Raw genomic sequence first — 13943 nt, forward strand, 5'->3', positions numbered from 1 at the left:
TGCCAGCCAAAAAAGTGGGTGCCCAGTGGAGAACTCGGCCACCTTCCCGCTGAAATACAACAAAACGGGAAAAGCCCAGCGCAACACTAGGCCACAGGTGCCAAGAATGCGAAGAAACAATGTAGCGGCAAAGTTGTAATGTCCGGTTTTGGCAAAGTTCAAATGTCCGCCTGAGTGCTCTATTCATGGTATTTAGCCTGCCCGGTTAAACACGATGGGAACGCCAGGCGATGGCTAAATCCGAGGTCATTACAGTCAGCATGCGTGAGTTAGACAGGCTCAAGACCGTCCAGGCGGTCGTGGATGGTCAGTTACGGCCAAGTGTGGCCGCTGAACGGTTGGAGATCACTGACCGGCAGTTGCGGCGGTTGCTGGAACGCTATCGGCAAGAAGGCCCATCCGGGCTAGTGTCTCGCCGGCGCGGTCGTCCCAGCAACAATCGCCTGGCAGCGGATCGCGAAGCCGCGGCGCTGGGCCTGATCCGGGAGCACTACGCTGACTTTGGCCCGACCCTGGCCGCCGAGAAGCTGCGCGAGCGTCATGGGCTGACGTTGTCCAAGGAAACGATTCGCCGGCTGATGGCGGCGGCCGGCCTATGGGTGCCGCGCAAACAGCGACCACCGAAGGTCCACCAGCCGCGCAACCGCCGCGCCTGCTATGGCGAACTGATTCAGATTGACGGCTGCGATCACCGCTGGTTTGAGGAACGCGCACCAGCATGCACGCTGTTGGTCTATGTCGACGATGCAAGCAGCCGAATCATGGAATTGAGCTTTGCCCATTCCGAGTCCACGTTCACATACTTTGCCGCGACCCGTGCTTACCTGGAGCGCCATGGCAAGCCCGTCGCGTTCTATAGCGACAAGGCCAGCGTTTTCCGGGTCAACAATCCGAACGCGACCGGTGGCGACGGTCATACCCAGTTCTCCCGGGCCATGTTCGAGCTGAACATCGAAGGCATCTGCGCCAACAGCAGCCAGGCCAAAGGGCGCGTGGAACGGACCCACCTGACCCTGCAGGATCGCCTGGTCAAGGAGTTGCGCCTTCGCAATATCAGCACCATGGAAGCCGCCAACGCCTTCATGCCCGAATTCATCGCGGACTATAACGCGCGCTTTGCCAAGGTCCCGCGTAACAGCCATAACGCCCATCGCCCGCTGCGACCGGACGAGAACCTGGATCTGATCTTCGCCTGGCGCGAGCCGCGCTGTGTCTCCAAGAGCCTGACGATCCAGTATGACAAGGTGCTCTACCTGTTGGCGGATACCCCCGAGCATCGGAAGCTGGCCGGTCGCTATATCGATGTCTATCACTATGCCGATGGCAGGATCGAGCCACGCGCAAATGGCGTCGCCCTGCCCTACACCACCTATGACCGGCTCTCGGAAGTAGATCAAGGTTCGATCGTGGACAACAAGCGGCTGGGGCACGTATTGCAACTGGCGCAATACGTTCAAGAGAAGCGCGACAACACGCGGTCTTTCTCGTTGCCTGCCACGGAAGGCGTCGTCCGCAAGCGCGGACGACCACCAGGCAAGAAGTCGCAGCGCTCGCTGGATCAGAACGATATGTTGGAAGCGCTAAAGCGCTTACAGCAACAACCGTGGCCGCTTAACGGAACCGAGAACTGATTTCAGCTCGCGCCCGGGAATTCAAATCCGCCCTGCTGGGATGACAGCTTCACCCTGAGCTGGACTCTATCGCGTCAGGCCAGCACCACCGCCCGACGGGCACCCCAAAAGACTGAACAAACAAGCTGAAAGGACAAAGGACAGCCGGACATTTCAACTTTGCTGCTGCCCGGACATTTCAACTTTGCCTGGACAAACAACGGTTGGTTGTAGGGGCTAAACCAGAATGTCCGCTTCCAGCCAGATCAGAATGTCCTTCGCCAGCCCCCACACGCATCAACGCAAATCAGCGTCGTGAGCTTCGTTAGGCGGACTTTTTGCCGCCCGGTGGTACGGTTCACCCGGTTTCCGGCGCGCCAGCCCGTGCTGCGCCATCAGCAGGAGCGGCGTGGCGGCCATGGATAGCGCGACCACGGCGGTCACGATCGACATTTGCTCGCCATTTACCAGGCGAGCCTCCTCGGCGGCGGCCATGACGACGAACGCAAACTCTCCGCCCTGGGAAATCAGGATCGCGAAGTACAACCGTTCCCGCTGCGGCACCTGAAATCGCTTTGCCAGGTACAGCAAGGCCCCAAGCTTGGTGCCGACCAGCACGAACACCAGCACGGCGACCAACAGCGGGTTTCTTGCCAGCACGCCGAAATCAATGGACATGCCGACGGCCATGAAAAACAAGCCGAGCAGCACGCCTTTGAATGGCGCGATATCCGATTCGATCTCCTCCCGGCAATCAGACCCAGCCAGCAGCACACCGGCCACAAACGCACCGAGCGACATCGAAAGGTGCACGCTGTGCATGAGCAGCGCAATACCAATTACCCAGAGCAGCGCGAATACCGTCAGGGTGTCCCGGGTGCCGCTTCGCCTGATGAAGGGCAGCAGATACCGCAAGAGGAGGCTGCCGACAACGATCACGGCGGCGAGCATTGCCAACGCCCTGATGGCAAGATTCCAGCCGTCACTCGACGTATCGGCGGACGGCACCGGGGACAGCAGTGGCAACAGCGCGATCATAGGGATCGCGGCGATATCCTGGAACAGCAGGATCCCGAAGCTTGTCTGGCCAACAGGTGCCTGCATCAGGCCCTGTTGCTCCAGGATTGCAATGACCATTGCCGTTGACGACAGCGACAGCGCAAATCCGGCGGCAATGCCGACGCGCCAGTTCACCCCGAAACTGATGAACGCAACCGCCAACAGGCCCGCGCACAGGACAACCTGGATTCCGCCGTAGCCGAAAATGGACTGCCGCATCTTCCACAGCTTGCGAACGTCCATTTCTATGCCGATGACAAACATCATCAGCACGATGCCGAGCTCGGAGACATGGAATACCCGGTCGACATCTTCGACGAGACCGAGAACAGAAGGCCCGATTGCCACGCCGGCAACGAGATAGCCCAGCACGGAACCGAACCCCAGTCTTACCGATATCGGCACCGCAACCAGGGCAGCGGCAAGGAACAGCACAGCGTCGATGAGGAGACTCATGATCCGCTCTTCGCTTCGTGGCTGATGATTCGCGAATTCTAGACGCTATTGCGTTGCCGCAACAGGTGGCAGCTGCGGGCGACCTGCATGCCGTCCTCGACCAGGGTTTCGCAGGCCAGCGCGGTCTTCACGTCCTGCTCGCCGCTGCGCCGCACCATGACGCGGCACGACCCGCATACGCCCTGGCCCATGCAGCCGACACCCTCGATCAGCGTTTCACCGGCATGCAGGAATGCCTGCAGGATGGAGCAATTGGCCGGCGCCTCGACCGGGCGCCCCTGGATGCTCATGCGAACCAGTCCCATCGTCTCGCCCCTGTCGCAGGCGCCGCCGGCGCCATACTGGCGTTTCCGCCCAAAAGGTCATATAAACCTTAGCACAGTGGAGGTTTGCGAATGAAGCGTCGCATGCGTGCTTACTGGAAACCTCTTGCGCCCTGCTTGCGGCGATTGCGATCGCCCTCATCCCGGCGCCCGAGGACCTTGCACAGCACACCTGGTACTACTTTGCGATCTTCGTCGGCGTGATTGTCGGCCTGATGCTGGAGCCTCTTCGGGGCGCGGCCATCGGAATGATCGCGGTGACAATGGTGGCGATACTTGGCGAATGGGTGTTCTTCAGTCCGGAACAGCTTGCCAAGGCGGGCTTCAATCCGGGCAACGCGTCCCTGGCGTGGGCGCTTTCCGGGTTAGCCAACAGCACCGTGTGGCTGATCTTTGGCGCCTTCATGTTTGCCATGGGATACGAGAAGACCGGCCTGGGCAGGCGGATTGCCCTGCTGCCGGCGACGACTGGCGGCTCGGTGCAATCTTTGGCGTCATCTACATTGTCGCCTTCCTGTTGATCGGCGTGCCCCTGCTGCTTTGAAACGGCACGTTTGCTGAAGCTGCACTACGTCGCATCCGAACAGGGATTCATAACAAGAGGCTGGACTATGACAAGACGGTCGGGAAACCTGAGGAAATCCATCGCCGCGCTGGGCTGTGCCTGCCTGCTTGGCCTCGCTGCGACACATGCCGTGGCGCGCCAGTATTTCGACACGCCCGACGCCGCCATGACCGCCTTCGGCCAGGCGGTCCGCGACAATGACGAAGCCGCGATGAAGGGCATGCTGGGCGCCGACTACCGCGACGTCATTCCGCCGGTCGGCGCCGACGTCCGGAGCCACTTCGACAGCGCCTGGGCCACGTCGCACCGCGTCCGGCAATCTGGCAAGCACGCAGTGATCGCCGTAGGCAACGACGGATGGACCTTGCCCGTGCCGCTGGTCAGGTCCGCCAAAGGATGGCAGTTCGATACGCAGGCGGGCGCCCGCGAAATGCGCGTGCGACGCATCGGCCGGAACGAACTTGCCGTGATCCAGACCATGCAGGCCATCTGCGACGCGCAGGACGAGTACGCCCAGACCACCCACGACGACGAGAAGCGGATGGTCTATGCCAGCATGCTGACCAGTTCCCCCGGCAAGCATGACGGGCTCTATTGGCCAACCGGGCCGGAGGAACCACCGAGCCCGCTCGGCCCCGCCTTCCGCGACGCCGGCGAGCGCAATGCCAGCAAGGAGGGCTACCACGGCTACCAGTACAAGCTGCTGACCGCGCAAGGGCCTCATGGCGACGGCGGCGCATTGAACTACGTGGTCGACGGCAGGCTGTTCGGCGGCTTCGCGGTCATGGCGTGGCCGGTGCGCTATGGCGACACCGGCGTGATGAGTTTCATCGTCAACCACAAGGGACAGGTCTACCAACGCGACCTCGGTCCTGACAGCGCCGGCAAGGCCGCGGCGACGAAGTCATTCGACCCGGCTCCTGGCTGGAAAAAGGTGTCGCCATGAAACCGCGCATCCTGACCACAGCGTGTTGTGCCGTGCTGGTACTGAGCGCATGCCAGACCGCCGCGCCGCCAACAGCGGGGCCCGCACCCGCGATGCCTGGCGCAGCGACGCCGCAGGCGCAAGGCGAGCCCGCGCCCTACAAGGCGGAGGAGATCGAGGCGATGGTCGCGCCGATCGCGCTCTATCCCGATCCCCTGCTCTCCCAGGTCCTGATGGCCTCGACCTATCCGCTGGAAGTCGCCCTCGCCGCGCGCTGGGTCAAGGCGCATCCGAACCTCAAGGGCGATGCGGCGGTCAAGGCGGTTCAGGGCGAAACGTGGGATGTCAGCGTGAAGTCGCTGGTGGCATTCCCGCAGATCCTGGAGCCCATGGGCGACAAGCTTGACTGGACCCAGAAGCTGGGGGATGCCTTCCTGGCCCAGCAGAAGGACGTGTTCGATGCCATACAGCGCCTGCGCCTGCGCGCCCGGCAGGCCGGCCACCTCGAGTCGGGGCCGCAGCAGACCGTGACCGTGGAAACAGCCGGCGCGGCCGGCGCGCCGCAGACCATCGTGCGTATCGAGCCGGCCAATCCCGAGGTGGTTTACGTGCCTGTGTACGATCCGGCGATTGTCTATGGCGGCTGGGGCTATGCGGGGTATCCGTATTACTACTGGCCGCCCTACGGCGCCTATTATCCCGGCGCCGCCGTCGGCAGCGGCATCGCATTTGGCATCGGCCTGGTCGCGGCCGCCGCGATCTTCGGGAACTGCGACTGGAATAATGGCGGGGTCCATGTAGAGCACCACAAGGCCAGGAACATCGACCGCAATTTCGACGCCAGCAAGTTCCAGGGCGACCGCTGGCAACATGACGCGCGGCACCGACAGGGGGTTGCCTATCGCGACAATGCCACGCGCGAGAAGTTTGGCCGGAGCACCGCCGGCGCGTCGGGCCGCAACGGTTTTCGCGGGCGCGACGCGGCCGGCGGCCGGGACAATGGCTTCCAGGGCGTGGGCGGTGGCGGCAGTGCCATGCAACGCGACGTCAATCGGGGCAGGTCGAGCATGGGTTCTGGTGCAGGCCGTGGCGGTAGCTTTGGCGGTGGCGGGCGCGGCGGTGGGTTTGGCGGACGGGGTGGCGGCGGTCGGCGGTAGCAAACCAACGCATCGGGCTGCCGCGCCTTATCCCCCTACTTCCCGATGACTCGCTGCAGCCGCCCCCGATCGGCTTCGCCCCCGCGCGGGACCGGCAGCGGCGCGCCTTAGTGCTGAAATGTCCGCCGCTGCTGCGGCAAACAGGCTGCGCACGAGCCCGTACGCTTTCTCGGTCGCAGGGGCCAGTGTCCGCTGGCTTTGCCGGACGATGCCAAGGGTCATGTCAAGCTCAAGCGGCGGCATCACATCGAGCGCCATCACGGCGCCCGAGCGCATGGCGGCGAGCATCGAAATGTCGGTGGCCGGCACGATCGAATCGCTGGATGCGACGATCTCGCGTACGGTGCCCAGGTCGTCGGTAATCAGCGAAAAGTGGTCGAGCACCGGGGACGACAACGCATAGTTTTGCCCCAGGCTCTGCAGCAGTGACGGCTCCACGTAGCCAGTCGCGATCAGCGGATACTGGCGCAGCGTCTTGCTGTCGATCCCTTGCTGGCTTGCCAGCGGATGGCCGGTTCGGGCATACCAGCCGAACGTGCTGCGATGCAGCGGCTCGATGGCGAGTTCCGGATGGCCCTGCGCCACGCGGATATCACCGACGAAGAAGTCCAGACGCTCGGCAACGAGCGCATCGAGCAGGCGGTCGGAGGTCTCGATCAGGCTGCGCAGCCGCACACCGGGAGATGTTCTGAGGAGTTCGGCCAGCATCGGGCGTAGTACCGGCTCCGCCAGCGACGAACCCATCCCCATCGATACCATCCCCAGATCACCCGTGCGCATAAGGTCGAGGGTCCTGATGGCTTCCTTTTCGTCCAGCACCATCCTGCGCGCGCGCGGTGCATAGGCATACGCATACGCCGTGGGTTGCAACCGCCGGTCGGTGCGATCAAACAGCGGGACACCCAGGCCGTCTTCCAGCGCCCGGATGCTGCGCGACAGGGCCGGCAGGCTCAGGTGGACGGTTTCCGCTGCTGCGATCAGCGAACCGCTGTCGAGAACGGCAAGGAAGTGACGCAATTGCCTAGTGTTCATAGTGACTTGCAGAATCTGCAATCAAACATCAATTTAGTTGCAATATACAGAAGTATGGCAGCTCCCTACACTGCGCTCGTCTTCCCTTGCACGCAGAGCCATGCCAGCCGCACATATCCGCCCCGCCCGCCGACCTGTGGTGGCCATCATTACTGACCGCGTCGAGCTGTACCACCACGTCGCCTATTCGGCCTTCGAAGGCTACGTGCGCGCCGTCGCTTCGGCGGCCGGTGCGCTGCCGCTGTTGCTGCCGGCCTGCCCGGAAGCCGTGGACAGCGCTGCATTGATGGATGCGGTCGACGGCATCCTGCTGACGGGCAGCCCGTCCAACGTGGCGGCGGAGCGCTATGGCGCCGCGCCGCTGCCGGCCTCCACCGTGCAAGACCCGGCCCGCGATGCCTCGGTGCTACCGCTTTTGCCCGGGCTGGTCGCCGCGGGCATGCCAATCCTTGGTATTTGCCGCGGCCTCCAGGAACTGAATGTCGCCTACGGCGGCACCCTCGATCGGGCCGTGCATGCCCAGCCGGGCCGACTCGACCATCGGGAGGGCGACCACGAACGGCCGATCCCCCAGTGGTACGAAGATCGCCATGCCATCCATGTTGTCCCCGGCGGCCGGCTGGCGGGGATCACGCCGGACGGCTCCTGCCTCGTCAACTCCCTGCATCACCAGGGCATCGAGCGGTTGGGCGACGGCCTGCGTGTCGAAGCCACCGCCCCGGACGGCCTCGTGGAGGCATTGTCGGTCGAAGCAGCGCCGCAGTTCACGCTGGCCGTGCAATGGCACCCCGAAATGCGCGTCGGCGACTGTGCGCTCTCGCGCCGCATCTTTGCCACATTCGGCGAAGCGTGCGCGCAGCGTGGCCGCGTCCGAGCTGGCATCGCGCCCGCCATGACTGGCAAGTGAACACCGCCCTTACCGATTGCAGACAGCGCAGCATCCATGAACATTTCCGAAATTCGATCCCTCTTCAGCCGCAGCTACGCCGAAGCACGCGACAAATTCCTGCGCGCCGCAGCCCATCGTCACCTGGCCGTGGACTCTTTCGAGCTTCCGATCGGTGGCGCCGATGGCGAGACGCTCGCCACGGATGTTGTGCTCGACGGTCCGGCAGATGCCCGCAATCTGCTCGTCGTCATCAGCGGGGTTCACGGCGTGGAAGGGTATTGCGGATCCGCTATCCAGACGGGCCTGCTCGGCCTGGGCGCCGCGCATGCAGCGCACACCGCCGTGCTGCACGTCCACGCAGTCAACCCATACGGATTCTCATACTCGCGGCGGGCAACGCAGGAGAATGTCGACCTCAATCGCAACTTCGTCGACTTCTCCGCCCCGCTGCCAGTCAATGCCCCCTACGCGGAAATCCATGACCTGCTGCTGCCGGCCATATGGCCGCCCACCGATGCCAACAAGGCCATGCTCGACGACTACCGGCAACAGGTCGGCCCGCGCAGCTTCCAGCGCGCCGTGTCGTTGGGCCAGTACGCGTTTCCGGACGGCATGCATTTCGGGGGACAGGCCCCGGCATGGAGCAACGTCACATTCCGCCGCATCCTGCGCCGCTACGCCGTGCAGTGCCGGCAGATCGGCTCCATCGACATCCACACGGGCCTTGGCCCGTACGGCGCGGGCGAGCGCATCTTCGCGTGCGTGGACACCGGCGGCGCGCTCGACCGCGCGCGCCGCTGGTGGGGCAACCAGGTGACGTCGGTCGATACCGGCAGTTCCACCAGCATCCCAATGACGGGGCCGATCCAGTACGCGCTCTACGAAGAATGCCCGCAGGCAGTCCAGACCAATGTCTGCCTCGAGTTCGGCACCTATCCGACGCGGCAGGTCATCGACGCCATGCGCGCCGAACATTGGCTGCATTGCCACGGCAGTTCGGACGCCAGGCAAGCCGCATCCATCCGCCAGTCGCTGAAGGACGCCTTCTACCCACAAGCGGACGACTGGCAGCGCGACATCTGGGAGCAGGGACGCGAGCTGTTCCTGCAGACAGTGCACGGCCTAGCCGATAGCACCGCCGGCGCGGCCTGATTGCGCTGCAGCCGCGGAGAACCACGACAGATATGCAATACGGAGACAACATGCCCGCTTCCACCCTGCTCGACACCAGACACCCGCCCGCGCCGGCAGCCGCGCGCCCGGTCATCGGCCGCGCCGCCGTGGCCGCCGCCGTCGCAGGCAATGCGCTGGAGTTCTACGATTTCGTCATCTACGCCTACTTCGCCGTCTATATCGGCCGTGCCTTCTTTCCGGTGGAGGGCGAATTCGGCAGCCTGCTGCTATCGGCCGCCACCTTCGGCGTCGGGTTCTTTACCCGGCCGCTCGGCGCTGTCCTGATCGGCGCGCTGGCGGACCGTGCCGGACGCAAGCCGGCAATGATCCTGACCGTCGCACTCATCACGGTTGGCACGCTTGGCATGGCTGCGACGCCCAGCTATGCCTCGATCGGAATCGCGGCGCCGCTGATCGTCGTGGCTTGCCGGTTGCTGCAGGGCCTGGCGCTGGGCGGAGAAGTCGGCCCCGCCACCGCATTGCTGATCGAAGCTGCACCGCCGAACCAGCGCGCGCTGTATGCGAGCTGGCAACTGGCCAGCCAGGGTATCGCGGTCGCGATCGGCGGGCTGCTGGGGGTGGCGGTATCGCTGGTCCTGACGGCCGAGCAGCTCGCGGCGTGGGGGTGGCGCGTGCCGTTCCTGGTCAGCATCGTGCTGGTGCCGGTAGCCGTGAAGATCCGCCGCAGCCTGCCCGAGACCTTTGAGGCCAGTACCAGCCGGAGCACGGGCGAAATCCTCGGTGGCGTGGTGCGCCGGTACCGGGGCTACCTGATCCTTGGCGTACTCATGACGCTGGCGGGCGCTGTGTCGTCGCAAATCGGCAACTACATGACCACCTATGCCATCCAGACCTTGCACCTGCCCCCGACGCTGGCGCAGACGAGCGCGCTCGCAGGCGGCGCGATCACCTTTGCGTTTGCGCTGCTGGGCGGCTGGCTGTGCGACCGCCGCGGCCGCAAGGTAGTACTGGTCCTGCCCCGGGTGATGCTGATGCTGCTGATCGTGCCGATGTTCTCGTGGCTGATCTCCGCGCCTGGCGCGTTCAGCTTTCTTGCCGTGACGGCGGTGATTGCCGCGCTTACGGCCATGAGCGCGGCGGCGGCGATGGTCGTCATCCCGGAACTGCTGCCCGCGTCGTTCCGCAGCACAGGCATTTCCCTTGTCTACGCCATCGGCACCACGCTCTTTGGCGGTACCACGCAGTTTGCAGTGACAGGGCTGCTGGCCTGGACCGGCGATCCGATGTCGCCCGCCTGGTATCTCGCTGCAACCAGCCTCGTCAGCCTCGTGGCCATGTGGTTGCTGCCCGAAACCCGCGATGTAGAAATCTGAAGCCGGCGCGGGATCGCCTGATCCTGCCGCGCCTCCCGCACATCGCTCCAGAAGAACACGGCCTCCGCAGAGGCCGCGGGGAAACGTCTTGCCCGCAACGACGACACACAGAGACAAAGGGAAAATCCGTGAACCGTTTCACCATCACCGGCCTGGCGCTGGCCTGCCTCAGCACCGCCGCGACGGCCCAGCAAGGCGTCAGCATCTACGGGAGCGTCGACGAGGGCATCACTTACATCAGTAATGTCCGCGGCCATTCCCTTGTGGCCACCCAGGACGGCATCAACAAGGCGAATGCCCTCGGCATTACGGGATCGGAAGACCTTGGCAGCGGCAAGCAGGCCTTCTTCCGACTGGAAAGCGGCTTCTCGGTCGATACGGGGGCGCTCGGACAAGGCGGGCTGATGTTCGGCAAGCAGGCCTTCGTGGGCTTGGGCGACCGGGACATCGGCGACGTCTCGCTGGGTCGCCAATATGACTTCGCCTATCAGATGCTGCGCTACCTGCCGTGCCTCCAGTGCGGCATCCACAGTGTCGAGAACGCTGACCTGGACCGCGTCTCCGGTCAGCGCCTGAACGATGCCATCCAGTTCCTGAGCAAGGAATTCGGTGGCCTGCGGTTCGGGGGCATCTACAGCTTCGGCAATGACTCAGGGAATTCGTCGACCAACAAGGGCCGCGCCATCAGTGGGCTGGCCCAATACAGTTCAGGAGCATTCTCGGCCGGCGCCGCGTACACCGATATCAACGGAGCGCCGGTCTACGCAGGTCTGACGGGTGCCCCCGCGATGTTCGGCCGCCCGCTGACACCGGCCGCCACGCTGTTCGCCGACAAGCAGCGGATCGTCGCCACGGGCGCGTCCTACCAGTGGCAGTCGTTGAAGCTCTCCGCGCTCTATACCAATACATATCTGGAACTTGCCGGCCGCAATTCCAGGGACCAGGTCCTTCACATGGGCGGCGAGTATCAGCTCAGTGGCAATGTGCTGCTGTCCGGAAAGGTCTCGATCGACAGGCTCGACAGCTCGCGCTGGATCACGCTTTCCGGCGGGATCGACTACCGCCTCTCGAAGCGGACCGACGTGTATCTCGACCTGCACGCCCAGCGCGCGAGCGGCGCCTCGGGGACAGTGGCTTCCATTGCCATGGCAGGAACATCCTCGTCCGACAAGCAGTTTCTCTCGCGTGTCGGAATTCGGCACCTGTTCTGAACGCTGGCCCCTTGTCAACGCCGCGCCGGCCTGGGGCTAGTGTTCAGAGGTGGAAGCGCGGTGCGCACGCATCAAGGAGTACGAGATGCTCAGACCGGTCAGGCACCAGGCTTCTCGGTAGCGTGGCTCTTCCAGCCTTGCTTTCGGCTCGGGCAGTCAGCGCCGCGGCTTGGACTGGTTCAACGCCACGGCAGCCTGGATCAAGGTCTTCAGCGCCTTCTCGTCGATTTCCTCGCCCTCGTGGATATCGATGGCGCGCCGTGTATTCCCTTCCAGGCTCGCGTTGAAGAGCCGCGACGGGTCCGGCAGCGACGCCCCCTTCGCAAACGTCATCTTCACCACGTTCTTGTACGTCTCTCCGGTGCACAGGATGCCGTCATGCGACCACACCGGAACACCTCGCCACTTCCACTCCTCAACCACCTCCGGATCGGCAGCCTTGATGAGTTGCCGGATGCGTCCGAGCATCTCGCCGCGCCAGTCGCCAAGCTCGCGGATTCTCTCGTCGATCAGTTGGGAAGGAGACCTGCCGTCCTGCACTTCGGTGTTCTTCATGCCCGCGCTCCTGAAGCCAAGGCGGACATTCTAGCTTTCTCGCAACCAGCCCTTCGGCTGCGCCGTGTGCCATGTGTCTGTGACCACCAGACAGTGCTTGCGGAACATGTTTGTCGCCGCCAGACACGCCTTGGCGTGAACAGGCCGCAATCGGTCCAGCAGGCGCATGAATTTCCTGTTTATTTTCAATGAGTTGATGATTTCTTGAGCGAGTGGAACCCGGGCTGGCACACCCCATGCGTATATGCCTGCGAGCGCAATACTAAATGCTCTCTGACCCAAGCCAAACCAGCACACCCAAGGAGTTCCATCATGTCCCTGACCATCCAGAACCTGCCCGTCGAACAAGACCTCGATCACGCCAAGATGAGCGCCGTCCGCGGCGGCAGCGTCTTCGTGAATTCCGGCATCAACGCCATCACCGGTGGCAGCGGTGTCTCGTTCGCCAGCCCCAACACCATCGTCGCACCGGTCACGCAAGTCGATGCTTCGACCCGCACCAACGTCGACCTGAAGACCATGACCAACACCATCAACAACATCGGTGGCATCGTCCAGGCCCTGCAGCACTGAGCCTCTACAGGAACAGCGGAATCGGGCACGGTTCCGCTTCCTTCCCCGCGAGCCCGCTTATTTCAGGTACCGCCAAGTTCCGCTTCATCGTCGCCACTGGCCTTCGCGGATCAGTGCGTCGGCGATGCCGGGAATCATCTGCGCCACCCGGCGGGCCGCTGCGGTAAACGGGCGCTGGCTGCTCGTGGCCAGCACCACGGCCTGCCGCAAGGCGCGGTCCGCCAGCGGCACCGCGTCGAAGACCCCCCTCTCCAGTTCGGCGCTGATCGCGTGGTACGGCAACACCGTAAAGGCTGCGTGGTCAGTGACCATGCGCTTGATCACGACCGACGATGTGGCCTCCATGCAGACGTTGAGGCCAACATCCTGCGCGCTGGCCATCTCCTCGAGCAGGCTGCGGATAGCGTTTGGCGGCACCGGCAGTACAAGCGGCAGCCCGCCAACCTGGCGTAGCTGCATGGCAGCCGGAACCGCGCCCATCGCACGCCAGTGCGCGCGCATTGCATCGCGCCGCCCAACGAGCATCAGCGGCGTCTCCAGCAGGCGGCGGTAGCTGTTCCGGCCCTCGGCGCGATAGCGGTTCACCACGGCTAGGTCGATGCTGCCCTGCGTCAGGCGCGCCTCGATCTCGCCGCTGTAGCCCTCCACGATCCGCAACCGCACCGCGGGCATGCGCGCCTGCACGGCCGCAAAGAGCCGGGTCGCCATCAGCGGCGCCACCGCCGGCACCAGGCCCACCGTCAGCACGCCGGTCACGTTGCCTGCCTGCGCCCGGGCGGACTCCACCAGTTGCCGGGCCCCGGCAAGCAGCGGCTCCGCATCGCCGAGCACCTGCTCCGCCAGCGCCGTCGGCCGTACGCCCCGGCCCGTGCGATAGAACAGTGCGCCGCCGAAAGTCTTCTCCAGCAGGCTGACCTGGCGACTGATGGCCGACTGCGCGAGCCCAAGCTGCGCGGCGGCGCCCGAGACGCTGCGCGCATGCGCCACGGCGATGAACGTGGCCAGTGCCTTGAGCGTGAGCTCCTGTTCCCCTTCCCCTTGCATATGCCGGCTCCTGCTATCCAATCAAGAGATATCTGCT

13 protein-coding genes and 1 pseudogene are annotated in these 13943 nt (G+C 64.2%); 9 read left to right on the forward strand and 5 right to left on the reverse strand.

What is annotated here, in order from left to right:
• Positions 1 to 230 precede the first annotated feature (230 nt).
• On the forward strand, positions 231 to 1631 hold the full coding sequence (locus LDO29_RS24520) for an ISNCY family transposase (protein WP_224082344.1): 1401 nt from the start codon (positions 231 to 233) through the stop codon (positions 1629 to 1631).
• 276 nt (positions 1632 to 1907) lie between these two features.
• On the opposite strand, the gene LDO29_RS24525 is transcribed toward LDO29_RS24520, so the two are convergent.
• Together LDO29_RS24525 and LDO29_RS24530 are read right to left on the reverse strand one after the other, a co-directional pair.
• On the reverse strand, positions 1908 to 3125 hold the full coding sequence (locus LDO29_RS24525; RefSeq protein WP_224082345.1) for a monovalent cation:proton antiporter-2 (CPA2) family protein: 1218 nt from the start codon (positions 3123 to 3125) through the stop codon (positions 1908 to 1910).
• A gap of 77 nt (positions 3126 to 3202) precedes the next feature.
• Positions 3203 to 3430, reverse strand: a pseudogene (locus LDO29_RS24530) (2Fe-2S iron-sulfur cluster-binding protein); the annotation flags it as partial.
• A gap of 158 nt (positions 3431 to 3588) precedes the next feature.
• On the opposite strand from LDO29_RS24530, the gene LDO29_RS24535 reads away from it, so the two are divergent.
• The 3 genes from LDO29_RS24535 (at position 3589) to LDO29_RS24545 (ending at position 6095) form a co-directional block, all read left to right on the forward strand.
• Entirely contained in the window at positions 3589 to 3969 is a 381-nt protein-coding gene (locus LDO29_RS24535; protein ID WP_290369622.1) for an anion permease, read from the forward strand.
• Between the two features lie 90 nt (positions 3970 to 4059).
• Positions 4060 to 4959, forward strand: coding sequence for a DUF2950 domain-containing protein (locus LDO29_RS24540; protein WP_224082346.1), 900 nt, complete (start codon positions 4060 to 4062; stop codon positions 4957 to 4959).
• Between the two features lie 92 nt (positions 4960 to 5051).
• A complete protein-coding gene (locus LDO29_RS24545) occupies positions 5052 to 6095 on the forward strand; it encodes a DUF3300 domain-containing protein (protein WP_224082415.1) in 1044 nt (347 codons plus the stop codon).
• 27 nt (positions 6096 to 6122) lie between these two features.
• On the opposite strand, the gene LDO29_RS24550 is transcribed toward LDO29_RS24545, so the two are convergent.
• Entirely contained in the window at positions 6123 to 7127 is a 1005-nt protein-coding gene (locus tag LDO29_RS24550; protein ID WP_224082347.1) for a LysR family transcriptional regulator, read from the reverse strand.
• A 100-nt stretch (positions 7128 to 7227) separates the two neighbouring features.
• Between LDO29_RS24550 and LDO29_RS24555 the strand changes: the two genes are divergently transcribed.
• The 4 genes from LDO29_RS24555 (at position 7228) to LDO29_RS24570 (ending at position 11734) form a co-directional block, all read left to right on the forward strand.
• Positions 7228 to 8034: a gamma-glutamyl-gamma-aminobutyrate hydrolase family protein gene (locus tag LDO29_RS24555; RefSeq protein WP_224082348.1), complete on the forward strand. Its 807-nt coding sequence runs from the start codon at positions 7228 to 7230 to the stop codon at positions 8032 to 8034.
• Between the two features lie 36 nt (positions 8035 to 8070).
• Positions 8071 to 9168, forward strand: a complete 1098-nt coding sequence (locus LDO29_RS24560) for a M14 family metallopeptidase (protein WP_224082349.1) — start codon at positions 8071 to 8073, stop codon at positions 9166 to 9168.
• Between the two features lie 50 nt (positions 9169 to 9218).
• The gene (locus LDO29_RS24565; RefSeq protein WP_224082350.1) at positions 9219 to 10523 is read left to right on the forward strand and encodes an MFS transporter; all 1305 of its coding nucleotides are present in this window, start codon (positions 9219 to 9221) and stop codon (positions 10521 to 10523) included.
• A 128-nt stretch (positions 10524 to 10651) separates the two neighbouring features.
• A complete protein-coding gene (locus tag LDO29_RS24570; protein WP_224082351.1) occupies positions 10652 to 11734 on the forward strand; it encodes a porin in 1083 nt (360 codons plus the stop codon).
• Between the two features lie 156 nt (positions 11735 to 11890).
• On the opposite strand, the gene LDO29_RS24575 is transcribed toward LDO29_RS24570, so the two are convergent.
• A complete protein-coding gene (locus LDO29_RS24575; RefSeq protein ID WP_224082352.1) occupies positions 11891 to 12289 on the reverse strand; it encodes a DUF1801 domain-containing protein in 399 nt (132 codons plus the stop codon).
• 312 nt (positions 12290 to 12601) lie between these two features.
• On the opposite strand from LDO29_RS24575, the gene LDO29_RS24580 reads away from it, so the two are divergent.
• The gene (locus LDO29_RS24580; RefSeq protein WP_224082353.1) at positions 12602 to 12862 is read left to right on the forward strand and encodes a hypothetical protein; all 261 of its coding nucleotides are present in this window, start codon (positions 12602 to 12604) and stop codon (positions 12860 to 12862) included.
• 84 nt (positions 12863 to 12946) lie between these two features.
• Here LDO29_RS24580 and LDO29_RS24585 read toward each other — a convergent pair whose 3' ends face one another.
• Positions 12947 to 13906: a LysR family transcriptional regulator gene (locus LDO29_RS24585; protein WP_224082354.1), complete on the reverse strand. Its 960-nt coding sequence runs from the start codon at positions 13904 to 13906 to the stop codon at positions 12947 to 12949.
• Positions 13907 to 13943 lie beyond the last annotated feature (37 nt).

It is taken from the genome of Cupriavidus laharis (assembly GCF_914271435.1).
Taxonomy (GTDB): Bacteria; Pseudomonadota; Gammaproteobacteria; order Burkholderiales; family Burkholderiaceae; genus Cupriavidus; species Cupriavidus laharis.